Annotated in this window: 20 protein-coding genes; 10 read left to right on the top strand and 10 right to left on the bottom strand. The window is 69.2% G+C overall.

Going from position 1 to position 25435, the window contains the following annotated elements; genetic code table 11:
• Window positions 1-20 precede the first annotated feature (20 nt).
• Together ACSDQ9_RS13965 and ACSDQ9_RS13960 are read right to left on the bottom strand one after the other, a co-directional pair.
• Window positions 21-2432, bottom strand: a complete 2412-nt coding sequence (locus ACSDQ9_RS13965; protein WP_435147991.1) for a beta-galactosidase — start codon at window positions 2430-2432, stop codon at window positions 21-23.
• Window positions 2429-5926, bottom strand: coding sequence for a hypothetical protein (locus tag ACSDQ9_RS13960; RefSeq protein WP_435147990.1), 3498 nt, complete (start codon window positions 5924-5926; stop codon window positions 2429-2431). Before ACSDQ9_RS13960 ends, ACSDQ9_RS13965 begins: the two co-directional genes overlap by 4 nt.
• 245 nt (window positions 5927-6171) lie before the next feature.
• On the opposite strand from ACSDQ9_RS13960, the gene ACSDQ9_RS13955 reads away from it, so the two are divergent.
• From ACSDQ9_RS13955 to ACSDQ9_RS13935, 5 genes are all read left to right on the top strand, one after another.
• The gene (locus ACSDQ9_RS13955) at window positions 6172-7836 is read left to right on the top strand and encodes an ABC transporter substrate-binding protein (protein WP_435147989.1); all 1665 of its coding nucleotides are present in this window, start codon (window positions 6172-6174) and stop codon (window positions 7834-7836) included.
• A 105-nt stretch (window positions 7837-7941) separates the two neighbouring features.
• On the top strand, window positions 7942-8931 hold the full coding sequence (locus ACSDQ9_RS13950; RefSeq protein ID WP_435147988.1) for an ABC transporter permease: 990 nt from the start codon (window positions 7942-7944) through the stop codon (window positions 8929-8931).
• Window positions 8928-9872 carry an ABC transporter permease gene (locus ACSDQ9_RS13945; protein WP_435147987.1) on the top strand — a complete coding sequence of 315 codons (945 nt, stop codon included), beginning with the start codon at window positions 8928-8930 and terminating at the stop codon, window positions 9870-9872. Before ACSDQ9_RS13950 ends, ACSDQ9_RS13945 begins: the two co-directional genes overlap by 4 nt.
• A gap of 1 nt (window position 9873) precedes the next feature.
• Window positions 9874-11751 (top strand): ABC transporter ATP-binding protein, encoded by a 1878-nt coding sequence (locus ACSDQ9_RS13940; RefSeq protein ID WP_435147986.1) that lies wholly within the window; start codon window positions 9874-9876, stop codon window positions 11749-11751.
• Window positions 11752-11793: 42 nt separating this feature from the next.
• The gene (locus ACSDQ9_RS13935; RefSeq protein ID WP_435147985.1) at window positions 11794-12798 is read left to right on the top strand and encodes a LacI family DNA-binding transcriptional regulator; all 1005 of its coding nucleotides are present in this window, start codon (window positions 11794-11796) and stop codon (window positions 12796-12798) included.
• Window positions 12799-12972: 174 nt separating this feature from the next.
• On the opposite strand, the gene mraY is transcribed toward ACSDQ9_RS13935, so the two are convergent.
• The 3 genes from mraY to ACSDQ9_RS13920 are packed head-to-tail and all read right to left on the bottom strand — an operon-like array spanning window position 12973 to window position 15929.
• Window positions 12973-14058: a phospho-N-acetylmuramoyl-pentapeptide-transferase gene (gene mraY, locus ACSDQ9_RS13930; protein WP_435147984.1), complete on the bottom strand. Its 1086-nt coding sequence runs from the start codon at window positions 14056-14058 to the stop codon at window positions 12973-12975.
• Window positions 14059-14063: 5 nt separating this feature from the next.
• Window positions 14064-15002, bottom strand: coding sequence for an LppM family (lipo)protein (locus tag ACSDQ9_RS13925; RefSeq protein ID WP_435147983.1), 939 nt, complete (start codon window positions 15000-15002; stop codon window positions 14064-14066).
• Between the two features lie 27 nt (window positions 15003-15029).
• Complete coding sequence (locus ACSDQ9_RS13920) at window positions 15030-15929, bottom strand: alpha-amylase family protein (protein ID WP_435147982.1); 900 nt, start codon at window positions 15927-15929, stop codon at window positions 15030-15032.
• Window positions 15930-16128: 199 nt separating this feature from the next.
• On the opposite strand from ACSDQ9_RS13920, the gene ACSDQ9_RS13915 reads away from it, so the two are divergent.
• A complete protein-coding gene (locus ACSDQ9_RS13915; protein ID WP_435147981.1) occupies window positions 16129-17595 on the top strand; it encodes an MFS transporter in 1467 nt (488 codons plus the stop codon).
• A gap of 92 nt (window positions 17596-17687) precedes the next feature.
• On the opposite strand, the gene ACSDQ9_RS13910 is transcribed toward ACSDQ9_RS13915, so the two are convergent.
• From ACSDQ9_RS13910 to ACSDQ9_RS13895, 4 genes are all read right to left on the bottom strand, one after another.
• Window positions 17688-18509 carry a sugar phosphate isomerase/epimerase family protein gene (locus tag ACSDQ9_RS13910; protein ID WP_435148024.1) on the bottom strand — a complete coding sequence of 274 codons (822 nt, stop codon included), beginning with the start codon at window positions 18507-18509 and terminating at the stop codon, window positions 17688-17690.
• Between the two features lie 5 nt (window positions 18510-18514).
• Window positions 18515-19729 carry a DUF993 family protein gene (locus tag ACSDQ9_RS13905; protein ID WP_435147980.1) on the bottom strand — a complete coding sequence of 405 codons (1215 nt, stop codon included), beginning with the start codon at window positions 19727-19729 and terminating at the stop codon, window positions 18515-18517.
• Entirely contained in the window at window positions 19726-20919 is a 1194-nt protein-coding gene (locus ACSDQ9_RS13900; protein ID WP_435147979.1) for a Gfo/Idh/MocA family protein, read from the bottom strand. The genes ACSDQ9_RS13905 and ACSDQ9_RS13900 overlap by 4 nt, the downstream gene beginning before the upstream one ends.
• Before the next feature lie 257 nt (window positions 20920-21176).
• Entirely contained in the window at window positions 21177-22202 is a 1026-nt protein-coding gene (locus ACSDQ9_RS13895; protein ID WP_435147978.1) for a LacI family DNA-binding transcriptional regulator, read from the bottom strand.
• Window positions 22203-22346: 144 nt separating this feature from the next.
• Here ACSDQ9_RS13895 and trxB point away from each other — a divergent pair, with 144 nt between their 5' ends.
• The 4 genes from trxB (at window position 22347) to ACSDQ9_RS13875 (ending at window position 24765) form a co-directional block, all read left to right on the top strand.
• Window positions 22347-23297: a thioredoxin-disulfide reductase gene (gene trxB, locus ACSDQ9_RS13890; protein WP_435147977.1), complete on the top strand. Its 951-nt coding sequence runs from the start codon at window positions 22347-22349 to the stop codon at window positions 23295-23297.
• Window positions 23298-23359: 62 nt separating this feature from the next.
• Window positions 23360-23686 carry a thioredoxin gene (gene trxA, locus ACSDQ9_RS13885; protein WP_435147976.1) on the top strand — a complete coding sequence of 109 codons (327 nt, stop codon included), beginning with the start codon at window positions 23360-23362 and terminating at the stop codon, window positions 23684-23686.
• A gap of 30 nt (window positions 23687-23716) precedes the next feature.
• Window positions 23717-24331: a hypothetical protein gene (locus tag ACSDQ9_RS13880; protein WP_435147975.1), complete on the top strand. Its 615-nt coding sequence runs from the start codon at window positions 23717-23719 to the stop codon at window positions 24329-24331.
• Window positions 24328-24765 (top strand): OsmC family protein, encoded by a 438-nt coding sequence (locus ACSDQ9_RS13875; RefSeq protein ID WP_435147974.1) that lies wholly within the window; start codon window positions 24328-24330, stop codon window positions 24763-24765. The genes ACSDQ9_RS13880 and ACSDQ9_RS13875 overlap by 4 nt, the downstream gene beginning before the upstream one ends.
• Here ACSDQ9_RS13875 and ACSDQ9_RS13870 read toward each other — a convergent pair.
• A complete protein-coding gene (locus ACSDQ9_RS13870; protein WP_435147973.1) occupies window positions 24743-25405 on the bottom strand; it encodes a GNAT family N-acetyltransferase in 663 nt (220 codons plus the stop codon). The genes ACSDQ9_RS13875 and ACSDQ9_RS13870 overlap by 23 nt on opposite strands.
• Between the last annotated feature and the right edge of the window lie 30 nt (window positions 25406-25435).

The raw sequence follows: 25435 nt of genomic DNA, 5'->3' as shown, positions 1-25435 counted from the left end.
TCGTCGAGCCTCTGAGCCCGTCAGCCGGCGATGACGGCCCGGCACCGGTCCTCGTCGACGGTCACCGGCGCCCCCTCGACGCGCACCCACAGACCGGGATGGGTCGCCGAGGTCAGCGGCGCACCGAACTCGAGCGTCAACCCGTCCGGCCCCGACGTGTGGCCGACCAGCTCGGCGTTGGCCCACAGCCGCACCCCCGGGGCACTGACGGGCGACAGCTCCAGCCCCAGCGGCAGCATCCAGCCGGTGTAGGGCATCAGCCTGAGCCCCTCGCCCACCACCGGCTCGCCGTCGACCAGCGCCTCGCCGGTCATCTCGTAGCCGGAGATGTTCCACAGGTGCAGCAGCCGCGACTCGCCGGGCTCGGAGACCGTCGTGGTGCCGAACAGCCCGGGGAACTCAGACGACAGCCGCAGCCCCCGCGACACTCCGAGGCGGTCGAGGGCTCGTCCGAACCAGGACGGCAGCCCCGGCAACTCGGCGGTGAACAGCACCACCCGCCCGCGACCGAGCTCGACGTCGAGCCCACAGCAGCGCTCGGGCCCGCTCCCGGCGAGGGTGAGCAGCACCTCACCGCGGATCACCTGCAGCGGCTGGGCCCACCCGACGCGCACCTCGGCCTCCGGTGCGGCCCAGCCGTGCGAGACCACGCTCGGGTAGGTGTGCGGGCCGTCGCTGACCGGCTCACCCGGCACCACGCCCAGGGCGTCAGCCAGCACCCGGCACTCGCGCCCGGCCAGGTCGAACTCGGGCACTCGTCCGACCAGCAGCAACGAGCCACCGCGCTCGCAGTGGTCGACCAGCCACCGCTGCGTCGCCTCCGACAGATGCTGGGAGACGGCGCACATCACCGTCACGGGCCGTCCGTCGACCTCGCGGGCCCGGTCGTGCTGCACGTCGACGGCGTCGAAGCGCTGCCCGCGCATCATCGCCGGCCGCGCCAGCGCCCGCCGCGGCCCGGCACCGCGCCACCGCCGCAGGTCGTCGGTCACGCGTTGCATCACCGCCGACGACGGGTGGGCGTACTCCGTGGCGTAGGAGTCGAGCACGAACGCGAGCGACAGATCGTCCAGTTCCTCGGACGAGGTGGCCAGCCATGGCTCCAGCACCCGGGCCGTGGCGGCCGCCCGCGCGGTCGGCGCGAACGTCGGCCCCCGTTCGCCCTCGGGTGTGATCGGAGCGGCGAAGCCGTGCCGTGCGCCGGTGAAGGCGATCCGGTCGTTGCCGTCGTCCACGGGCGCGTGCAGCGGGGGATTGAACCCGCCCGCGAGAAGGTAGTAGTTGATCATCCGGTTGCCCTGGGCGAGGAACAGCCGCGTCTTCAGCTCGACCGTGTGCGGGTCGTACTGCTGGTCGATGCCGCCGCCGTAGTCTCCGGTGCCCGCCTCGAACTCCAGCGAGGTGATCGGCTGGTCGGCGTCGTGGACGGCCGCCTGGAAGGCGTTGATCACGTACAGGTCGGGGGTGGTGTTGAGCGTCAGGTCGCCCACGTAGTGGTCGGATCCCGACAGGTAGCCCGGACGACGCCCGTAGGTCTCGACCAGCTGCGAGATGCCGATCGGGAAGGGTTCACCCGAGCCGCCCGAGGTGCCGTGGATGTTGATCAGGAAGGGCACCCCGCGCACCCCCAGCTGCTCGGCCATCGAGCGCAGGGCATCGACGTAGCGGGCGAATCGTCCGCGCATGAACTCGGTGAGGTCGACTCGCAGCTGACCCGCCCACGCCTCGTCGGGGGAACGGACGGCCCTGGCCCACGCGTCGGCGTCCGACGTGGCCGGGTAGAGCTCGCCCACCCGGTCACCGTGCTTGGCCTTCACCCAAGAGCGCAGGTCGTCGAGCAGGTGATCGGTGAGGTCGGGGCTGTTGGTGACCCAGGCGAGCATGCCGATCTCGTTGTCGAGCTGCACGGCGATGACGGGTCCACCGGCGCCGGGGCCACCGGCCGTCGCCAGGCGCTCGACCAGCACCGGCATCACCGCCTCGTACCACCGCCTGGTCTCGGTCAGGAAGGCCGGCGCCAGGTAGTCGACGGTCGCACTCGGGCAGGGCTCACCGTCCCACCCCACGGGCACGATCTCGGGGTGCTCGCGGTAGACGCGGTAGGGCAGCCCCTCGTTCTTCAGCTCGGCCATCTGGAAGGGACCGGGGCGCGCGATGAACCACAGCCCCCGCTCGGCGCACAGGTCGATGAACGCCCCCAGGTCGAGCTGCGGGTCGCTGTCGCCGGCGACGTCGATCGATCCGTCGGCGAGCTCGTGCACCAGCCACGGAATGTAGCTGGCCACCGTGTTGCAGCCGGCCTCGACCAGCAGGTCGAGGCGCTGCTCCCACTCGTCACGGGGAACCCGGAAGTAGTGGATCTCACCCGCCACCACCACCCGCGGGTGGCCGTCGATGAGCAGTTGACGTCCGCTGACCTCGACCGAGGTCATGCGCCGACCTCGATCTCGAGGTGGGCCCCGTCGGTGACCAACGAGGCATCGATCGACACCCCGGGAGCGCGATACAGGTTGGCCAGCGGTTCACCCTCGATCGCCCGGCCGTCGACCGACACCGAGCGCACGCCAGCCCCGCTGCCGGACACCCGGTAGGTGACGGTGACGTGCCCGTCGGGCACCGGCACACGGGCGGTCAGGCCGTCCACCCACGGCGGCAGCACGGGGTCGAGTTCGACCCGGTCGGCGCGCCGAGTGACGCCCAGCAGGGTCTCGGTGACCAGCCGCAGGAACAGCCCCGGCCCCGAGGAGTAGATGCGCCAGCCGCCCTCGAGGTCGACCTCGCCGGCCATCAGCGCGGGGTAGCGTTCCTCGGCCTCGTAGCGGTCGGCGAAGACGGCGTCGGAGCTCGAGTAGTAGCAGGTCGTCTGCCGCGGACGAGCCTGCGGCAGCCGGCTGGTGAGCAGGGTCGGGCAGACCAGCAACATGGCCCGCCAGCACTCCTCGGCTCGTCCGACGGCGGCGAGCGCCTCGGCGTAGCGCAGGTGAGCGTGGGTGTACATCAGCCCGATCTCACGCCCCCAGAAGGTGGCTCCCTCGGCCCGCTGGAAGACCTCCATGGGCCCCCCGCGATACTGGGCCGGACGATCGAACAGGCGGGCCCCGTCGGGACCCAGCAGATGCTCGGCAATCAGGTCGAGGTGGTGGTTGGCCTGCTCGCGGTCGAGCTGCTGCGCCGAGATGGCATGGATCCACGGCAGCACCCCGTGCGTGAGCCCGGTGCGGGTGTCGCGGGGGTGCACCAGCAGTTCGACCTCGCCGCCGGGGGTGTGCCCCTCGGGGCCGAAGACGCCGTAGCCAGCCAGCTCACCGTCGACCAGCAGCACCTCGTGCAGGGCCGCCTCGGTGTCGTCGGCGATGCCCGCCGCGCGCTCGGCCAGCTCGGGCTCGCGGCCCACGGCACGCAGGCCGCCGGCCAGCTGCCGCAGGGCGTGCACCTGCAGGGTGGCCGTCCAGGTCGAGGCCATCTGGTGCGCGAGGGCAGGGTCGGCCGGCTGCAGCGAGTCGTTCCAGTCGCCGTGCCCGTAGGCGGGCAACGGTGATCCGGGCACCATCGCGGCCACGATGTAGGCCACCGCCTGCCGCAGGTGGTCGACCATCGGACGATCGTCCGTGGGCCCGGACTCCCCCGAGAACGCGACGCCCTCGTCGAGGAAGCCGGCGTCGCCGGTCAGCTGCAGGTACTCCCCCGCGGCCAGCACCGGCCAGAAGACCACGTCGCCGTGGCTCTCGAACTGGGCCCACCGCCCCGACGGGGGCAGGAAGTCGAAGGCCTGCGGCCAGTCACCACGCTCGTTCTGCGCGCGGAACAGTTCGAGCAGGGTGGCGCGCTGCGCGTCGTCCGCCGCCAACGCGGTCAACAGACCGACGGGCCCCTGACTGACGTCGCGGGTGCCCCAGCCACCGCCGGAGAACTGCTCGAGCCCGCGCGGGCTGAGGTGGTGGATCAGCGCGTTGTGGGCGAACCAGCGCAGGGTGCCGTCGAGCACCTCGACCTCGCTGTGGCCGCCGCCCGCATCATCATCGCCCGGGTCACCATCGCCCGCGTCACCGGATGCCTCGTCCAACGACAGCCCCAGGCGTGCCGAGATGGTCTGCCACAGCTCGGGCAGCGTGTGCTCGGCCCGTTCGGCCAGTTCCTCGGGCACCACGTCGAGGGTGAGCGAGAACGTGAACTCCTCGACGTCGGCGAGGTCGGCCACGAACCAGGGCTCACCGCGGCCGGCGCCGTCGTCGAACAGCAGCTCGTCGCCACCGAAGGTGGGGGCATCACCCGACACCACCTGCCACTGGGTCGTGAGGCGTCCGCGGTCGGGCTCATCGGCGAGGGCCACGGAGGCGCGGTTGCCGTCGACCTCCAGGTCGAGGGCGGCGGGGGTCTGGCCGAGGTCGTCCCCGAGCGCCACGTGGGCGGCGACGAGCACCCGGGCCACTCGTCCGCCGGTGGAGCGCACCGAGAACAGCAGGTCGTTGCGGTCGGTGGGAGCGGTGGCGGTCACCTCGATGGTGCCCTCGCCGGTCACGTAGAGCCAGCGGGCGCGGTCGGGACGAAGGGCCCACGCGCTCGGCTCGCCCAGCAGCTGGAGCCCGTCCCCCTCGCCTTCGGACCGGCCCCGGTCGACGAAGATCCTCAGCCCGTGGGCCTGCATCAACCCCAGATAGGTGCGCCGCGCCGAGATCGCCACCCCGCGGTTGACGTGCCCCTGCGAGACCTGGGAGGCGAAGACTCCCGCCATCCAGATGGTCGAGGTGAGCAGGTCGGTGTCGGGGGCGACCGCGCTGCCGGTGCGCAGCATGTGCCCGTGGGGGCGCAGCACGGCACGCTCCTTGGCGGCCAGGGTGACGGTCTCGGCCTCGGCGCCGCGGCCGATGGTGAACGACCAGAGGTCGCCGTCGGGGCCGGTCTCGACCAGCGAGCGCTCCGCCCCGAACAGGCGCTCGACCGCCTCGGGAGCAAGGTCGTCGCCGACCAGCACCCCCCGGTCAAAGACACTGCCGGCCACGATCGTCGCGTGGTCGCCGCCCAGGCTCGCCGGCGCGGGCAGGGACTCCGCGAACAGGAAGGCCGCATCGGCCAATGACCGGTCGGCGGGGCTGGTCGCCGCCTGGTGGTCGGGCACCAGCACTCCGAAGAATCCGCCGGTGGTCACCGATCCCGGAACCAGCTCGAGCGGGGCCGACGCGATCCCGACGAGGGTGTGCTCACCCTGCAGCCGGCTCGAGGGCAACCCCTCCCCCGGGACGAGGCGCGCCCGTCCGTCGACGGTGCGGGTGAGCTGGCGGGCGTCCGTCGACCACTGTTCACCGACGCCCAGCGAGCCGATCATCGCCCACGGCGCGGTGGCACCGGGCATGTTCTGACGCACCGCGAGCGCGATGCCGTGCTCGGGCAGCTCGACCGGCGTGAGGTCGAGGTACTGGCTGACGTAGTACTCGTTCGTGCGCACGGCACCGTAGGGGGCCAGGCCCACATCCTGGGTGTGCACCAGTCGCACCTGCATCGGGGCCGCGGGCCCGCCCTGCGTCTCGTCCGGGCTCAGGTGCACCCGCCAGACCCACGCCAGCACGTCGGGCGCGAAGTCGAGGTCGACCCGATAGTGCACACGCGCGTGCACACCGGAGTGCACACCATCGCCGGTGCCGGTGAACCCTGCCGTGCCCCCGACCCAGGGGTGTCCGTCGGTGGTGTGCAGCACGCCGGACGACCCCGCGCCCAGCAGGGGCACGCACTCCTCGCCCTGCTGCAACCACAGGCCGGCCAGCCCCGATTCCAGCTCCGACGCGGGTTGTTGCACGAGGCTCAGGCCGGCCACGTCGAATCGACGCAAACCACCCGAGCTGGTGAATGCTGCCCTCATGTCAGCGCTCTGCAACACAGCCTCGGCCGACGCGGTCTCGGCGGCTTCCTTGCCGCGTGTCTTGGTAGTCACCTTCTGTTGTCTACCCACCATCGTCCCTTGTCGCAAGCGCTTCTGGCATGAAAGTCAAGGAAACAATCCCGATGCTTCGATCACAAAACGTGACCTTTCATGAAAGTTCTTTCATGCCACGGGTGAAAGCCGCATTCATCTTCTCGCACCCTGTCGAAGGGGCTCGGTTCATGCTTAGCTGACCACACCGACCACCTAGGAGACCCACAATGAAGTCACGGTCAGTTCTAGCTGCGTTGTCGGTCATGGTCACGACGAGCCTCGCTGTCGCGGGGTGCTCGGGCCAGGTCAAGACGACGCAGAACGACCCCGGCAACACGACCGGACCGGTGAACTCCGCCGGCACCGACAAGATGATCGAGACGCTCACGCTGCCCGCCGAGGTGGCCGACAACGTCGCGGGCATCGAGAACTACAACCCTTGGGCGCCCAACACCACCTCGAAGAACTACTTCTACGAGCCGCTGATGATCCGCAGCTCGGTGAACTGCGAGGTCGTGCCCTGGCTGGCCACCGAGTACAAGTGGGACTCCGCCTCCCAGATCCACTTCACCATCCGTGAAGGAGTGAAGTGGTCCGACGGGCAGCCGCTGACGGCCGACGATGTCGCCTTCTCCCTCAACCTGCGCAAGCAGTACCCGGCCATCGACGACATCGGCCTGTGGAACGACACCTTCGGCGCCCACGCCGACACCGTCACCGCCGAGGGCAACACCGTCACCATCAAGTTCTCGGGCAACGCCGCGGCCAAGTTCGACTCGCTGATCACCACCAAGATCATCCCCAAGCACGTCTGGGAGAAGGTCGGCGACCCCAGCAAGTACGTCGAGAAGAAGCCCGTGGGCACCGGCCCGTTCGCGGTCAAGTCCTACAACGGACGAAAGCTGGTGCTCGAGCGCCGCGACGACTACTGGCAGGCCGACAAGGTCAAGGTGAAGAACCTGGTGCTGGAGGGCAACTACGACGCCACCAACGCCGCGCTGAAGCTGACCGCCGGCCAGCTCGACGCCTACTGGGGCGAGATCCCCAACCCCAAGGTGTCCTTCCAGGACAAGAACCCCAACCTGAACCACTTCTGGTACGCGCCGGCGGGTTCGACGGTGCTGACCCCCAACATCGAGAAGGCGCCGTTCAACGACGCCAAGTTCCGCGAGGCCTACTCGCAGGGCCTCGACAAGGACCAGATGTCGGCCAAGGCCACCTACTCGGTGATGAAGCCGGCCAGCCAGACCGGCCTGAAGCTGCCCTACGCCGAGAACCTGATGCCCGATGCCCTCAAGGGCAAGGAGACGGTGCTCGCCTACGACAAGGCCAAGGCCAACGAGATGCTCGACGCCGCCGGCTACAAGGTCGGCAGTGACGGCTTCCGTACCAACAAGGATGGCAAGCCGCTCGCCATCGAGTTCTCGGTGCAGGCCGGCTGGATCGACTACCAGGCCGCGGCAGACGTCATCGTCCGCGACCTGAAGGAGATGAAGCTCAACGCCAAGGTGGTGACCTCCCCGCCCGACGCGGTCGACCTGAAGAAGAAGCAGGGCGACTTCGACATGATGCTGGAGTACCTCAACGGTGCCTGCGAGGTGGCCCGCAACCTGGGCTCGAAGCTGGCCAGTGACCAGATCCCGACGAAGACCACCGTCTTCTCCAACGTCGAGCGCTGGAACGATCCCAAGACCGACGAGATCGTCAAGCAGTTGTCGGGTGCCACCGATCCCGCCGAGCAGAAGAAGCTCGTGGGTGAGCTGGTCGACATCATGATGACCCAGTACCCGGTGACGCCGCTGTTCTACGCACCGGCCCGCATGATCTACCGCACCGACAAGGCCGTGGGTTGGCCCTCGGAGCAGGACCCCTACGCGACCAACAGCGACATGCTGTTGATCATGACCCACCTCAAGAGCGCGAAGTGATGCGCGGGGCGGTCGGTCGTCCGTGACGGTTTCCCGAACGGACGACCGGCCGCCCATCCCACTCCCGCACCGACGCGGGCGTGAACCACGTGAAAGGGGGCGCTGGTGCGCTACTTCCTTCGCCGCTTGGGCTACTTCTTCCTCACCCTGTGGGCGGCTGTCACCCTCAACTTCCTGATCCCTCGCCTGCAACCGGGTGACCCGGCCGAGATGATGGTCAAGAAGTTGGCCGGCAAGGATGCCGAGCTCGACCCGGCCAAGGTGGCAGCCATGCGCGCCATGCTCGGGGCCCCCGACGGCAACCTGTTCCAGCAATACCTCGCCTACCTCAAGCAGCTGCTGCGCGGCGACTTCGGGGTCTCGTACACCTACTTCCCGACCCCGGCCACCGAGGTGATCTCCAAGGCCCTGCCATGGACGTTGATCCTGGTCGGGGTGACGCTGGTGATCAGCTTCCTGCTGGGCACCGTGCTGGGCGCCTTCGCCGCCTGGAAGCGCAACTCCCTGTTCGACTCGTTCACCACCCTGGGGTCGACCTTCCTGGGAACGCTGCAGTCGTTCTGGCTGGCGCTGCTGCTGCTGTTCGTCTTCGGCTACATCCTCGGCTGGTTCCCCACCTCGGGCGGCTACGACGAGTCGACGCCCGGGCCCAACTGGGCGTTCGTCAAGGAGGCCGTCACCCACTCGGTGCTGCCGGCGGTCGTGCTGCTGATCCTCGGCCCCATCGGCTGGATCATGCAGATGCGCGGCACCATGATCATGAACCTCGGTGAGGACTACATCAGGCTCGCCCGCGCGAAGGGCGTGCCCGACAACCAGATCGCCATCCGGTACGCGGCTCGCAACGCGCTGCTGCCGTCGATCACCGGCCTGGCCATGGCCGTCGGCGGCATTCTGGGTGGCCAGATCCTCGTCGAGCAGACCTTCGACTACCCAGGCATGGGCCGACTGATGGGCCAGGCCGCGACGGCCAAGGACTATCCCCTGCTGCAGGCGCTGCTGTTGTTGACGATCACCGCGACCCTGGTCGCCAACCTGATCGCCGACCTCACCTACGGCATCCTCGATCCCCGCGCTCGAAAGGCCAGCGCATGACCAGCCCCACCCAGCCCACGGCGGATTCCGCCACCTCACTGCTCGAGCAGACCGCCGAGGCCGACCTCGCCCTCGCCGACGACACCGAGACCTCGGGCCCCACCTGGTACCAGGTGATCTGGTCGTCCAAGAAGGCACGCGTCGGCATCATCATCCTGGCGGTCTACATCTTGGTGGCGCTGTTCGCACCGCTGCTCGCCCCCTACGACGCCGCCGACACCACCTTCAACCCCGTCGAACCGCCCAGCGGGGCCCACTGGATGGGCACCACCACCCAGGGCGCCGACATCTTCAGCCAGCTGATCTACGGCACCCGGGTGTCGTTGGTGGTCGGCCTGTTCGGCGGCCTGTTCGCGACGGCCATCGCCCTGGTGATCGGCCTGATCTCGGGCTACCTCGAGGGCACCTGGGTCGACGACGTGCTGTCGTTCGTCACCAACGTGGCCTTGGTGGTGCCGGTGTTGCCTCTGATCATCACGTTGATGGCCTATTCCGAGGTGCGCAGCATCTGGTTCACCATCTTCATCATCGGCATCATCAGCTGGGCCGGTGCCGCCCGCGCCAAGCGCGCCCAGATCATCACCCTGCGCAACCGCGACTGGGTGACCGCCGCCAAGTTCGCCGGCGACGGCACGGGCACGATCGTCTTCCGCGAGATCCTGCCGCAGATGACCTCACTGGTGGCCGCCGGCTTCTTCGGCGCCGCCAACGGGGCCATCGGCGCCGAGGCCGGCCTGTCGTTCCTCGGCCTGGGCAACACCGAGTCGATCTCGTGGGGCACCATGCTCTACCAGGCCCAACTGCAGGGCGCTCTCGCCCAGGGCCTGTGGATCTGGCTGCTCGTGCCCGGTCTGGTGCTCAGCGGGTTGATCTTCGCGCTGACGCTGGTCAACTTCGGCATCGACCTGATCTCGAATCCGCATCTGCGAGAGGACGCCTGACATGGCCATGCTCGAGGTGGACGACCTGATCGTCCGGTACACCCCCAAACTGCACGCCCCCCTCAACGCCGTCGACGGGGTCAGCTTCTCGATCGAGGAGGGCGAGTTCGTCGGCCTGATCGGGGAGTCAGGGTCGGGCAAGTCGACGCTGGCCAATGCCGTGCTGCGGCTCACCGAACGACCCGGCCGGATCGCCGGCGGATCGGTGCGCTTCGACGGCATGGACATCACCACCATGTCGCCGGAACAGCTTCGTCCCTACCGGTGGCGCGACATCTCGACGGTGTTCCAGAGCTCGATGAACGCGCTCAACCCGGTGGTGCGCATCGAGCCGCAGTTCCGCGACGCCATCGAGCTGCACAGCTCCCTGCGCGGCGACGCGGTCGTCGACCGCATCCGGGAACTGTTCGACCTGGTGATGATTGACCACAAGTACATCCGCGCCTACCCGCACGAGCTCTCGGGCGGCATGAAGCAGCGCGTCAACCTGGCGTTGGCGCTGGTCAACGACCCGAAGTTCGTGCTGTTGGACGAGCCGACCACCGGTCTCGACGTGGTGGTGCAGCGGTCGATCCTGGAGAACATTCGCAAGCTGCAGCGCGAGCAGAAGTTCGCCGTGCTGTTCATCAGCCACGACATCGGCACCGTGATGGATCTCTCCGACCGCATTCTGGTGATGTACGCCGGCAAGATCGTCGAGGAGCACGAGACCGGCGATCTGCTGAAGAACCCGCTCCACCCCTACACGAAGGGTCTGCTGGGCTCGTACGGCGACCCCCGCGACGAGACGGTGCGCATCACCTACGTGCCGGGTCGTCCGCCGGATCTCACCAAGGCACTGGTGGGCTGCCGGTTCGCGCCCCGCTGCCCCGAGCGCATCGACCTGTGCCTCACCGACGAGCCCGAACTGTTGCAGATCGGACGGGCGCCCGCCCCGCGGGCGGCCTGTCATGTGACGCAGTTGCAGGAGAGCGCACCCGACACGCCGGGGCTGCCGCCGCGCACCCGCACGTTCGCCGGCCCGGAGTTCGTGAAGACGGTGGAGGAGACCGACGAGGCCCTGGCGAGCGACGTCTTCCTCGAGGTCAAGAACGTCTCGAAGGTCTACACCAGCCGCGTCGGGTTCTCGACGCACGAGGTGACGGCGGTCAGCGATGCCAGCTTCGAGCTGCGTCGCGGCATGGTCACCGCGCTGGTGGGCCAGTCGGGATCGGGCAAGTCGACGCTGGCCAAGTTGATCACCGGTGTCGAGAAGCCCACCGAGGGCGAGATCGTCTTCCACTCCTCCGAGGGACCCATCGAGGTCTCGAAGCTGTCGGGGTCGGGGCTGCGCCGGTACCGCAAGCTGGTGCAGATGGTTTTCCAGGACCCGTACTCGTCGCTGAACCCCAACAAGACGCTGCAGTACATCCTGTCTCGTCCGTTGAAGAACCATCGCAAGCTGCAGGGTGCCGAGCTGAAGACCGAGATCGACTCGCTGCTCGAGCGGGTGGCGCTCACCCCGCCGGGACGCTACCGGGGGCGCTACGGGTACGAGTTGTCGGGTGGTCAGCGGCAGCGCGTGGTGATCGCGCGGGCGCTGGCGGCCAACCCCGAGCTGGTGATCGCCGACGAGCCGATCTCGAGCCTCGACGTGTCGATCCGCGCCGAGATCCTGGAGCTGCTGCACAAGCTGGTGCAGGACTCCGACGTGGGCATTCTCTACATCACCCACGACCTGCTGTCGGCGCGCATGTTGGCCGATGAGGTGATCGTGCTCAACGGTGGTCAGGTGGTCGAGAAGGGCAAGGCGATCGACGTGATTCGCAACCCGTCGGACGAGTACACCCGCACGCTGCTGGAGGCGATCCCGAACCCGTTCGCGGAGGCCGCCGGCTGAGGAGGGGTCTCGACCGGTGTTGGCCGTCCCTATGCTGGGCACATGTCGACACCGCCCGCGCACTCCCCCGTCACCGTCTACACGGTGGCCCAGCGCGCCGGCGTGTCGATCGCGACCGTGTCCAGGGTGCTCCAGGGCACCGTGCCGGTGACCCCCGAGACCCGCCAGAAGGTGCTCGACGCGGTCACCGAACTGGGGTACGTCAACCTGCGCACCGGACGAGCCGTCGGCCTCAAGCTCGAGACCCACGCGCTGGTGATGCCCTCGTTCGCCGGCACCTACTTCAGCGATCTGTCGATCGGCTTCGAGTCGACCAGCGACGAGTTCGGACAGACCGTGACCGTGCTGTCGACCGACCACGTCGAAGACCCCGCCACCCGCGTGCTCGACCTCGCCACCAAGGTCGACGGCATGGTGATCACCACCGGCACCGTCGCCGACGAGGTGGTCGCGAAGGTGGCCGGCAAGATTCCGGTGGTCCTGGTGGCACGAGGCCAACTCGAGGGCTGTGACGCCTTCACCACCGAGAACATGGAGCCGATGGTCGAGCTCGTGCACCACGTGATCGCGCACGGTCGCACGCGCCTCCGCTTCGTCGGCGACCACACCGGCAGCCGCGACATCTCGCGCCGCTACGCCGGCTACCTGCAGGCCATCAGCGAGGCCGGCATGCAAGACCCGCACGGCCCGTTCGCGGTGTGGTTGACCGAAGAGGCTGGGCGCAGTGTCACCCTCGACATCCTTGAACAGTTGGACGACATCGACGCCCTGATCTGCGCCAACGACGAGCTCGCCCTGGCCCTCATCCAGTCGCTGGCGCAGCACGGCGTCCGCTGCCCGAGCGACATCGTCGTCACCGGCTGGGACGACACCATGGCCTCGCGCTACATCGTCCCGGGGCTGACGACGGTCGCCCAACCGATCATCGACCTCGGACGAGCCGTCTCGGTGCGGCTGCACGAGCGGATCACCCAGCGTTCCGACGCCCAGCCGATGGTCAGCCTGCCCAGCACGATCCGGCTGCGGCAGTCCTGCGGCTGCCTCTGAGAAGGCCCTCGGCCCCGACCTCCCTGTCCTCGCCGCTGCCCTCCCCCCGTCCCTCTCCGGCTCGGCGCTCTCCCATCCGCAAACTCTCCCCCAAGGGTGCGACTCGGAGGAAACTTCATGCGGGTTGCAGCGTTTGCCGAGCGTCCGCGGGTTGATGAGAGTGTGCGGGCGACCTCAGCGGGCCAACCAGTCGGCGTAGAACAGGGCCAGCCCGGCCATCACGCACGAGCCGGCGATGATCCAGAAGCGGATCACCAGGGCGGCCTCACCCCAGCGGTCCTCGAAGTGATGGTGGATCGGGGTGATCGGGAAGATGCGCTTGCCCACGCCGGTGAGTCGGCGGGTCAGCTTGAACCAGCTGGTCTGCAGGATCACCGTCATGATGTCGAAGACGAACACGCCTGCGATCACCACCATCAGCAGTTCGGTGCGCGACATGATCGCCACCCCCGCCAGCGCACCTCCCAGGGCGAGCGACCCGACGTCGCCCATGATGATGCGCGCCGGCTTCGCGTTCCACCACAGGAATCCCAGGCACGCCGCGGCCGCCGTGGCCGAGAAGATCGCCAGATCGAGCGGGTCGCGCACCGCGTAGCACTTGTCGACCACCAGTCCCGAGCGCAGCGACCCGCACTTCTGCTGGAACTGCCACAGGTTGACCACGGCGTAGGCGCCGAACACCAGCGCCGCGCTGCCCGCCAGCATGCCGTCGGCGCCGTCGAGAATGTTGGTGGCATTCGAGGTGGCGGTGACGATGAACCAGATCAGCAGCAGCACGACCAGCAGCGGCAGTTCCCAGCCCCAGTCGCGGGTCGTCGACAGGTGCCGCGAGGCGGGACGGACCCCGTGCTCGTCGGTGAAGAAGAGGGTGGCCAGCACCCCGAAGCCCAGCGCCACCGCCGCCTGGCCCACGATCTTCTTCCGGGCGGAGAGGCCGCGGTTGTCCTGGGTGTAGACCTTGATGAAGTCGTCGAGAAAGCCCACCACGCCGCACCCGACCAGCAACAGCAGCATCAACCACCCGCTGGCACTCGGACGAGCACCCGTCGCGAACGTGGCGATCAGGTAGGCGACCACCGTGGCCAGCACCACCACGATGCCGCCCATGGTGGGGGTGCCCCGCTTGATCTGGTGGGTGGTCGGGCCGTCCACCCGGATGGGCTGGCCGAACCCCAGTCGCGCGAACCAGGTGACGGCCAGCCGGGTTCCCACCAGGGAGCCGATGATGGCCAGGGCCGCACTCACCAGGATCGTCTGCACCGGCCTCAGTCTGCCGGGCCGCGGGCCTGGTTGCCGTCACCCTCCTTCGGGGTGTCGTCGGCAATCCATGGGTTGTCGGCCCGATCGCCGGGTTGGGCCGGGGTCCAGTCCGACGGATCGTCGTCCGGTCGCGGCGGCTGCTCGGGAACCCGCTCCCACGGGCTCTGGGCGGGCGCGGGGGGCGGCGGGCTGGGCGGGTGCGGCTGCCCGACGGGCATGCCACCGTCCGGTGCGAGGGGGGCGACCGGCGCCTGCTCGTAGGCAAAGGCGGCCTGTTCCCGTGCCGCTTTGGCCTTCTGCCGCCGCTGCTGGCGAATCACCAGGGCGGTCGCCACGACCAGCAGAACCAACAGCAGCCCCGTCTGCACCAGCCAGGGGTTGACGGCCGACTTCTCCTTGCCCGTGGCGGTGAGACCATCGCCGGAGTAGAGGTCGTGGGCATCGGCCCAGGTGACGGTGCGGTTCTCGACCGTCGATGAGCCGGAGTGGGTCAAGACCTCGTCCGGGAACGCCACCGACACCCGGAAGTCCGAGATCAGCTTGGCGGCCTGGTCGGCCTCCTCGGCGTTCTTGGTCTCCGGACTGGCCATGTGGAAGGTCCACACGCCGTCGTGCAGGGTGATCACGTCGCCCAGCTCCGCCAGCGTCCCCCAGCCGGTGATCCGGCACCCGAGGTAGGCGCCGTCGTCGTACGGCTCCTTGGTCAGGTCATGAAGGTCGGTGGTGTCCGGGGCACCGGCGGTGTCGTTGCCCTCACAGAGTTGTTCCTTGGTGACCGGCTTGTCCCCCTGCTCGGCCACCGACTTCTCCACGCCGACGCTGGCGATCACCTCGATCCGGTCGCCGGAGACGATCCGGTAGTTCGCCTGCATGCGCACGCACGATGTCAGGGCCAGCAGCAGCGGCACCAGCAGCACGAGCAGGGCTCGTCGACCCGTTCCCATGGCACCGCAAGGTATCCCAGGGCAGGTTCAGAACTTTGGCGCCACCCGTAGCCACACCGTCGTCTCCGGCGGCAGCCGGTTGCCGTCGAGAGGCCCCGATGCCAGCACCACCTGCGCCTCGGGCAGCTCGACCGCCGGCTCGGAGACATTGGTGAGGCACTCCCACCCACCCGGTCGGGCGACGTGGATCACCCCCGGGGCCGACTCCTTGAACACGAGTTCCTCGTTGCCCTGCAGCTCGTGCCGCAGGTTGACCGCCTCCACGTGGAACGCCAGCGCCGAGCACGAACCGGGGGCCGGGTCGTCCGCCTCTCCGAGGCCCAGCTCCTCACCCTGGTACACGTGCGCCGAACCCGGGAGCGCCAAAAGCAGGGCCGTCTTCGCTCGGGCCCGGAGCAGATCCCGCGCCGGGTCGTCGTCCGGCGAGGGGCGCGTGCCAGGGCGCTCGGGGCCGTGGCTCGAGAGCGCCCACGCCGCGGACGATCCCGACTGGCCCGCCTGATCGAGGGTGTCGCTGATCATCCGGCGCCACACGTCGGCCTCGAAGGGTGCCTCGACCAGGTCGCCGTTGAACGTCTGCTCGACGGGCGGGCCGAACGATCCGCGACCGGGCGCCAACGCCTCCCGGAACCGGGCCTGCCTCGCCTCCGCCTCGGGGGCCTCCACATCGACGACCACCCGGATGCCATTGGTGTGCAGCGTGTCGACCAGACGATCGAGGTCCTCGCCGGGGGTGGGTGCCTCGAGGTGCAGCGGCGACAACCAGACGGCGTCCATGCCCAGTGCCACCAGATGGTCGACCCGCGAGGCGATGCCTGCCGGATCAACGGTTCCGCCGGCATGCCCCTCGGCAAGGGTGCACGGGTCGAGCCGGTGGATCACCGCCTGCCGATACCAGTCGGCGTCGGTGACGGCAGCTCGATTCATGGGGTGCGCCCTCCTCGGGTGGGGCTCTGGTCACGGGTGATGACCTCGACGTTATCGAACCGTGATGAAAGCCGCGCCAGTCGGTGCGCCATGGCAACACTTGGCACGGGCCCGGCAACAAGTGGCACAGGTCATGACTCGACAAGCACTCGGGTTCAAGCTGATGCGAGTACTTCCGCTGAGGAGACAGAGGAGAATCATGACCCACCCCACGAACCACGGGAACAACCAGCCCGGCCTGGTCGAGGCGCCCGACGGCGACCTCATCACCTATGGCGAAGAGGGCGCCCGTCTCGTCCGTGAGGGCGAGAACGTCGACCCCGACGCCGACTTCGTGCCGCCCAAGGGACGCACCGCCGCGACCGTCACGCTCGGCATCTCGCAGTCGATCGACAACTCCGAAGGTGGAGTGTCGAAGACCTTCTTCCCGCAGATCATGACCGCCTTCAACGTGGGCACCACCGAGCTCGGCGTGCTCAACGCCCTGGCCTCGGCCGCCCGCATGGCCTTCGGCCCCCTGTGGGCGATCGCCGCCGACCGGTTCGGCCGCAAGAAGGTGCTGTTCATCGTCACCGGCCTGTGGGGCCTGTGGACCGTCGCCACCGGTTTCGCGCAGTCGTGGAACCAGCTGCTGGCGATCTACGCGGTCGCCCTGATCGGCACCGTGGCCGGCGAGCCCATCCTCAACGGCCTGCTCGGCTCGATGTACAAGGCCTCCGAGCGCGGACGAGCCTTCGGCCTCGTGCGCTCCACGTCGTCCGCCCTGGGCATTGTCATCACCCCGATCCTCGGGCAGTTCGGTGACAACCCCAGCGGCTGGCGCTACGCCATGTACGCCATGGGTGGCCTCTCGGTGCTCTCGGGCATCCTCATCCTGATCTTCGTCCATGAGCCGAAGAAGGTCTCGGCCGCCGAGATCGCCGAACTGCGAGAGGAGGCCGGCGTCTTCAAGATGTCGGACGTGCCCAAGCTGTTCAAGATCCCGACCCTGGTGGCGATGGCCTGCATGCTGCCGCTGGTCACCTCGTTGGTGCTGTTCGGCTTCATGAACGTCGTCTGGGCCCGCAACCTCGGTTACGGCGTGAAGTACGGCGCGTACCTGATGACGGTCTTCACCATCGGTTCGACCATCTCGGCCCTGCTGGGCGGCTTCCTGGCCGACCTGTTCACCCGCAAGTTCGGGCACAAGGGACGCATCATCCTCTTCCAGCTGTACGCCGTCGCCTTCGGCACGATCGTCGCGCTGACCATGTACTTCGCCAAGTGGTGGGACTCCGACGTCGCCCCCCTGGCCAAGGACGTGACCTCGAACAACACCCCGAGCGTCATGTACTTCGTGATGGTCTTCCTGATGGGCCTGATCTTCTCGATCGGCTTCTCAGGTTGTGTGCTGCCGATGGTCTCGTCGGTCGCCCCGCGCCAGCTCTCGGCCACCAGCTTCGCGCTGCTGTTCTCGCTCATCCAGGGCGCCCTGACCACCGTCTACAGCCTGGTGGTCGGCAAGGTGGCCGACGTGATCGGTGACCTGCAGCTCACCCTGCTGGTCGGCGTCTCGGTTCCCTACGTGCTCAACGCCCTGCTGTGGTTCGTCTTCTACAAGACCTACGACAAGGACGTGAAGCTGCAGGCCGAGCGCACCAGGATGATCGACGCCGGCACCTTCTGATCGGCACCCTTCCGATCGGCCGCTGATCAGCAGCTGATCGGACGATCCACCCGCGGCGATGCCCGGCTCCCCTCGAGGAGCCGGGCATCGTCTCAGTTCACGACCAGGTCGAGGTAGCGCTGCTTCATCGTCGCGACCACCTCGTCGGGGTCACTGGCCCAGATGCCAGCATGGAAGATCTCGACCTCGATGTCGCCGACATAGCCCGCAGCCTCGACCAGACCCCAGTGGGAGCGGAAGTCGCAGACGCCGTCGCCCATCATGCCCCGGCTGAGCAGCGCGTCGTCCGCCAGCGGCACCACCCAGTCGCACACCTGGAAGCTGACGATCCGCTCGCCGGCGCGGGCGACCTGCTCGGCCAGCTGCGGATCCCACCACACGTGGTAGCTGTCGACGACGACCCCCACCTGCTCGACGGGGAACTGCTCGGCGAGGTCGAGCGCCTGGCCCAATGTCGAGAGCACCCCGCGGTCGGAACAGAAGATCGGGTTCATGGGCTCCAGCCCCAACGTGACCCCGTGGTCACCCGCGATCGGTGCCAGTCGGGCGATGCCCTCGGCCATGCGCTCCCGGGCACCGATGAGGTCGCGCGAGCCGGCCGGCAGGCCACCCACCACCATCACCAGGGTCGGGGCGCCGATCGCGGAGGCCTCGTTGATGGCCGCCACGTTGTCGAGGTGGGCCCGCTCGCGCTCGTCCGCCCCCTTGGCGGTCAGGAAGCCGCCGCGGCACAGGGACGAGACGCGCAGACCTGCGTCGTCCAGCAGCCGACGGGCGCGGTCAACGCCGATCTCGGCGAGCGGCTCGCGCCACACCCCGATGGACGACAGCCCCTGACGGGTGCACAGCTCGATCGCCTCGGGCAGCCCGAGCGCGTTGGTGGTCTTCTGGTTGAGCGAGAGCCGCTCCAGCATGGTGCTCACAGCTCAATGCCCTGCACCGCCGCGAGCGCACGGAACCGGGAGCTGGCCAGGTCGAGATCGGGCACCAGCCCGGCCGCGGCCGCCAACTCCAGCGTCGTCGCCAAGTGCGGCAGGCTGCGGGCCGACTGCAGGCCGCCCACCATCGTGAACGAGTCCTGGTGCCCCGACAGCCAACTGAGGAAGGCGATGCCCACCTTGTAGTGGTAGGTCGGGGTGCCGAAGATGTGGCGCGACAGCGGCACGGTCGCGGCGAATGCCTCGTCGTAGGCGGCCTCGTCGCCGGTGTCGAGCGCGGCCAGGGCGGTCGCCGCGGCGGGGGCGATGGCCGCGAAGATGCCCAGCAGGGCGTCGGAGTGCTGACTCTGCTCGGTCTGCCCGAACGTGCCCTCACCCTTGATGAGCTCGGGGTAGTTGAAGTCGTCACCCGTGTACAGCCTCACCGGCTGGCCGTCACTGGCGAGCGGCAGCTGGGCCCGCAGCCCGCGCTCGTGGTCGGCGTCGAGCAGCGAGACCTTGATGCCGTCGATGCGGTCGGCGTGGTCGGCGATCAGCCGCACGACGGTCGCCGTGGCGGTCTCGACGTCGGACGACCCCCAGTACCCGGTCAGGGCCGGGTCGAACGCGGGGCCGAGCCAGTGCAGGATCACCGGCCGCGAGGCCTGACCGAGCAGCTCGGAGTACAGCTCGAGGTAGTCGTCGGCCGAGCCGGCCGCGGCGGCCAGATGGCGCGAGGCCATGATGATCGCCTGGGCACCGGTGCCCTCGACGAACTCCAACTGCTCGAGGTAGGCGGCGCGCACCTGCTGCAACGACGCCGCCGGCGCCCCCGGCAGCTGCGCGGGCAGCTGGTCGGTGCCGACCCCCGCCGCGATCCGGGCCCCGGCCGAGGCCGCCTCAGCGGCAGAACGTCGGACGAGTTCCTGGGTGGCGGCCCAGTTCATGCCCATGCCTCGCTGGGCGGTGTCCATGGCCTCGGCGACCCCGAGCCCGTGGGAGAACAGGTGGTGGCGGAACCGCAGGGTCGAGTCCCAGTCGACGACGGCGGGCGCTCCCGGGGTGTTGTCACCGAACGGGTCGGCGACGACGTGGGCGGCGGCGAACGCGACCCTCGTCCGGAACCCGCTGCTGGAGGCGGCCCAGGCGCGCGGTGCGCCGAGGGTGACCTGCTCGACCTTTCCGTCGGCGCGGGGCAGACCCAGCGTGGTGGTCACGAGGCCTGCTCCAGCCGGGTGGCCGACTGCGGAGCGTCCTGCAGGCTGAGGTCGCCCAGCTCGATGCGGCGGCCCGCGGCGTGGGACTGCAGGGCGGCCTCAGCCAGCCGCACGCCGCGGGCGCCAGCCAGGAAGTCGTAGGGGTGCTCGCCCTCGCCGGCGCGGGCCTTGAGAAACTGCTCCCACTGGGCCTTGAAGCCGTTGTCGAAGACCTCGTTGTCGGGCACCACCGACCACTGCTCGCGGAACTGGGTGGCCTCGACCAGGTCGGGGTTCCACACCGGCTTCGGGGTGACCGAGCGGTGCTGCACGACACACTGGTGCAGGCCGGCGACGGCCGATCCCTCGGTGCCGTCGACCTGGAACTCGACCAGTTCGTCGCGGTGAACGCGCACGGCCCACGACGAGTTGAGCGAGACGATCACGCCGTTGGCCAGCTCGATCAGGGCGTAGGCCGCGTCGTCCGCGGTGGCGGGGTAGGCGTTCCCCCGCTCGTCGACGCGCTCGGGGATGTGCGTGGCAACGCGCGCGGTGATGGCGGTGATGGGGCTGCCGAAGATGTTCTCGAGCACGTAGCTCCAGTGGGGCATCATGTCGACGGCGATGCCACCGCCGTCCTCGGCGCGGTAGTTCCAGCTGGGGCGCTGGGCGGTCTGCCAGTCACCCTCCCAGACCCAGTAGCCGAACTCGCCTCGCACCGACAGCACGCGGCCGAAGAAGCCACCGTCGACGAGGCGGCGCAGCTTCAGCAGGCCGGGCAGGTAGAGCTTGTCGTGCACGACCCCGACCGTGACGCCGGCGTCGGCGGCGGCGCGGGCCAGGCCGAGCGAGGCCTCGAGCGACTCGGCGATGGGCTTCTCGGTGTAGATGTCCTTGCCCGCGGCGATGGCCTTGAGCAGCGATTCCTCGCGCACGCTGGTCAGCTGGGAGTCGAAGTAGATTTCGTCGTCACCGGCGAGGGCGGCGTCCAGGTCGGTGGTCCAGCGCTCGATGCCGTGCTGGGCCGCGATCTCGGCGAGCTTGTCGGCGTTGCGACCCACCAGGATCGGGTCGGGCATCAGTCGGCTGCCGTCGACCAGCTGCACGCCGCCCTGCTCGCGGATGGCGAGGATCGAGCGGACGAGGTGCTGGCGGTAGCCCATGCGTCCGGTGACGCCGTTCATGATGATGCCGACGCGCGTGGTGACCATGCGTACTCCTGGGTGACGGTGACAGTGGCTCTCCCGGCGTTGGGAAAGCGCTTACCCAGAGAGTAGCCGCACGGACTCGGCACGCACAACAGGTGCTGGCGAAATGGACACCATCGGCAGGGCGCCAACTGGGGCAGCCACGGCGGCCCTCGGTAGCTGTCAGCTACAGAACCCCCGCGTGGACGCCCCACCTTGCAGGGTCGAGCCCCAGAGACGGCCAGCCACAGAGATTGAACAGCCCCAAAGACGGCGCCAGCTCAGAGTCGGCGCGTGCTCTCGCGCACCACGACCTCACCGTGCACCTCGATCGTGCGCGGCTTTCCGTCCATGGGTCGCAGCGCCAGGGCGGCGGCGGCTCGTCCGGCCTCGACCATCGGCAGGCGCACCGTGGTGAGCTGCGGGTCGAGGTCGCGCAGCGTGGGGATGTCGTCGAAGCCCGCCAGCGACAGGTCGTCGGGCACCCGCACCCCGCGGGCCCGGCAGGCGGTCAGGGCCCCGATGGCCACCGCGTCGGCCACCCCGAAGACACAGGTTGCCTCGGTTCCACGGTCGAGCAACTCGTTCATGGCCTCGAGCCCGCCGTCGCGGCTGAACCCGCCGTGCACGATCTCGGGGCGGGGGCAGCCCGCGGCCATCACGGTCTCGACGAAGCCCCGGGTGCGGTCGATGGGGGTGAGCAGGTGCTCGGGGCCGGCCAGCACCGCGAACCGCCGGTGCCCCAGGGCGAGCAGCTCGGTCGCCAGATCGCTCGCTCCCTGCTCGTTGGCGATCACCACCGCATCGCCCCCCAGCGTCGACTGCCCCAGGCTCACCACCCGGGCCCCCGCCTGCTCGACCGCCGCCACCTGCTGGGCCAACTCGCGAGCGCTCTCCGAGTCGGTGTGCCGCGACCCCGCGAGCACCACCCCCCGGGCCTGCTGCGCACCGAACAACCGGACGAACTCCCGCTCCCGCTCGCTGACCCGCTCGGTGACGGCCAGGTTCACCAGGCAGGACGATGCCGCCGCCTCGGCGATCACCCCGGCCGCCAGGGAGGCGAAGTAGGGGTCGACGACGTCTCCGATGATCAGCCCGAGAACATTGGTGCGGCCGCGCGCCATCGCCTGGGCCGACGAGTTGGCGACGTAGTCGAGCTCGGCGGCCGCCGTGAGCACCCGGTCGGCCAGGTCGGCGTTGACCTGCCGGGTGCCCGAGCCATTGATGGCGCGTGACGCCGTGGCCAACGAGACACCCGCACGTTCGGCCACCTGCTTGAGGGTGACTCGTCCGCCTGTCCTGGTCATCTGACTCCCTACACGTCGCCATCGGGCACTCGTCGCCGTCGGCCACACACTACGACCACCGGGGTCGGGGAATGCCCCGCCGGGGTCGGGCGTTGTCCACAGAGCACTAGACTGGCCGGGCCCTGAACGAAGGAAAGCATCTCCATGAGTGACGACATCCGCGACGTGATCATCATCGGCTCCGGACCCGCCGGTTGGACCGCCGCCGTCTACGCCGCCCGCGCCCAGCTCAAGCCCCTGGTAATCGAGGGATCCACCGACGCCGGTGGCGCCCTGATGAACACCACCGAGGTCGAGAACTTCCCCGGCTTCACCGACGGCATCATGGGCCCCGAGTTGATGGCGAACATGCGCTCGCAGGCCGAGCGGTTCGGCGCCGAGATCATCACCGATGACGTCACCGAGGTCGACCTGACCGGCGACGTGAAGCTCGTCACCGACGGCGAGGGCACCCAGCACCGGGCCCACGCGGTCATCCTGGCGACCGGGTCGGGCTACCGTCGCCTGGGCATTCCCGCCGAGGACACGTTCTCGGGTCGCGGCGTGAGCTGGTGTGCCACCTGTGACGGCTTCTTCTTCAAGGACAAGGACATCGCGGTCGTCGGCGGCGGCGACTCCGCTGCCGAGGAGGCCACCTTCCTGACCCGGTTCGCCAAGAACCTGACGCTCATCCACCGCCGCGACGAGCTGCGGGCCTCGAAGATCATGGCCGATCGCGTCGCGAACGACCCCAAGATCGACATGGCCTGGAACTCCGAGATCGTCGACCTGCAGGGCGAGGGCTCCCTGAAGTCGCTGACCCTGCGCGACACCCAGACCGGCGAGACCCGCCAGCTCGAGGTGCAGGGTCTGTTCGAGGCCATCGGCCACGACCCCCGCTCGGAGCTGTTCGTCGGCCAGGTCGACCTCGACGACGCCGGCTACGTGAAGGTCGCCCACCCGAGCACCCGCACCAACCTGTCGGGCGTCTTCGCCTGTGGCGACCTCGTCGACCACACCTACCGGCAGGCCATCACCGCGGCCGGCTCCGGCTGCCAGGCAGCCCTCGACGCCGAGAAGTTCCTCGCCGAGCTACACGACGCAGCCCACGCCTGACCCCACCAGCGTCGTCCGGTTGGCAGACTGGACCCCGCGCCACCCACTCCGAAAGGTTCCCGATGTCGAACGTCACCGAGGTCACCGACCAGACCTTCGAGCAGACCGTGCTGAAGTCGTCCAAGCCCGTGCTGGTCGACTACTGGGCCGACTGGTGCTCGCCGTGCAAGCAGATGTCGCCGATTCTGGACGAGCTGTCGGCCGAGTTCGGCGAGCAGGTCACCTTCGTCAAGATGGACACCAACACCAACCCCGTCATTCCCGCTTCACAAGGCGTGATGAGCCTGCCGACCTTGCAGGTCTTCGTTGACGGCCAGGTCGTCAAGCAGGTCACCGGCGGCAAGACGCGCAATGCGCTGGTGAAGCTGATCGACGAGTTCGTCAACTGATTCTCGTCGCCACGGCCACACGAGTCCGACATGGCTGAGCCGGGTCGTCGATCCGACGGGGGGCTTCCCCCCGTCCGCACCAGCCTGCCCGGACGACGCAACCGTCCCGCCCGCGCCCTCAAGGAGGATTCCGGGCCGCGCCGCAAGACCCTGCTGATCACGCTGATCGCGACGCTGGTGCTGGCGCTGGTCGCCGCGGCCGGTGCGTATGTCGTGAATCGGGTGACGCCGGCGGCGACCCAGACGAGCACGGTCACCCCGCCGCCACCGAGTGCGACGTGGGCGCTCGACCTGCCGGTCACCGTGGGCGCCTACTCCCGCGATGCCTCCGAGGGGGCCACCCCGTCCACCGGGTCCGACGGGAAGACCACGGTCTCGGCGCGCTACTCCACCGACGGCAAGCAGGCCGCGGTGGTTCTGATGAGTCGCCCGTACAAGAACCTCGACGAATTCATGACCGTGGCCAACATGAACGCCCTCACCCCGCAGGGGGACGCCCTGTGCGGGTACTCGGGTGACTTCAACACCGAGGGCTGCGGTATCCAGCGCGACGACACGGCCATCCTGGTGGTGGCCATCGGCGACACGTCGCGCACCGAACTCCTCCAACTGGCCCACGCCGTGGCAGAACAGGTGGCGCGATGAGCGACAATCCAGACAGCAACCGGCGAAGCATCGACTTGGCTCGCCTCGAGTCCGGTCGTTACCGAGCCACCAACGCCCGCGGGGGCAGCCTCGACTTCGGGTCGGGAGGCACCGCCGAGTTCACCCCCGTGGAACTGCTGCTGGCGGCGATCGCCGGCTGCTCGGCCGTTGACGTCGACCTGGTCACCTCACGACGGGCCGAACCGACGACGTTCGCGGTCACCGTCGACGCCGAGAAGGGCAAGGACGAGACCGGTGGCGCCCGGCTCTCCGACGTGCAGGTCAGTTTCCGGGTCGAGTTCGGCGACGACGAGGCGTCACGTCAGGCGGCCGGTCTGGTCGATCGCCTGATCAAGCTCAGTCACGAGAAGGACTGCACCGTCTCGCGTACGGTCGAGTTGCCGACCGAGGTCACCTTCCGCCGCGAAAGCTGACCACACCGGTCCTGGGCAGTCGGGATCTGACCAGTCGGGGACCGGCGAGTCCGGGCTGCGGGTGGTTCTCCCGGCGGCCTTGCGAGGCCGGCCGGGGCTGCTGCACCCAGGCGGCCATCCGGGCGGCCGCGCGCGCGACCGCACCCGGCAGCAATCCCTCCGCCGCCACGGTGCGGTCGAGGTGCAGGCGGTAGCGACCCGGCAGTTCGGTGGGCACGAACCCGATCCCCTCGAGCAGGTCGGACGAGGGCTCACAACACGTCGAGCCGTGGTCCGAGGCGGCGGCCTCGATGACCTGCACCTGACCCACCAGGCGGGCGGCCAGCGCCTGCATCAGCTGCCGCCCCCACCCCACGCGGGCGTAGGACTCGTCCACCCACAGGGTCAACAGCGCGGCGGCATCGGCGGTGCGCGGCGGGCTCGCCAGCGGGTGCCCGTCGGGCACGGCGAAACTGGGGGCGACCAGCGCGTAGGCGACCACCACTCCGTTCTGATGGGCGCTGACGCCGCACAGCCCGAGGTGGTCCATGGCCAGCCGCGGCCAGGCGACGTCGTCGGTCACCACGTCGGGGTGCTCCCCGGCGCAGGTGGGCACGTCGGGCAGGTCGGCGGGTGTCACCGTTGCCACACGCTTGCTCATCGGGCTCCTCCCTGCGGCAGACCGCTCCTC

The organism is Aestuariimicrobium soli (assembly GCF_051192575.1).
GTDB lineage: Bacteria > Actinomycetota > Actinomycetes > Propionibacteriales > Propionibacteriaceae > Aestuariimicrobium > Aestuariimicrobium soli.
The sequence above is the reverse complement of the archived record's forward strand: the minus strand, read 5'-3'. Positions and strand labels throughout refer to the sequence as shown.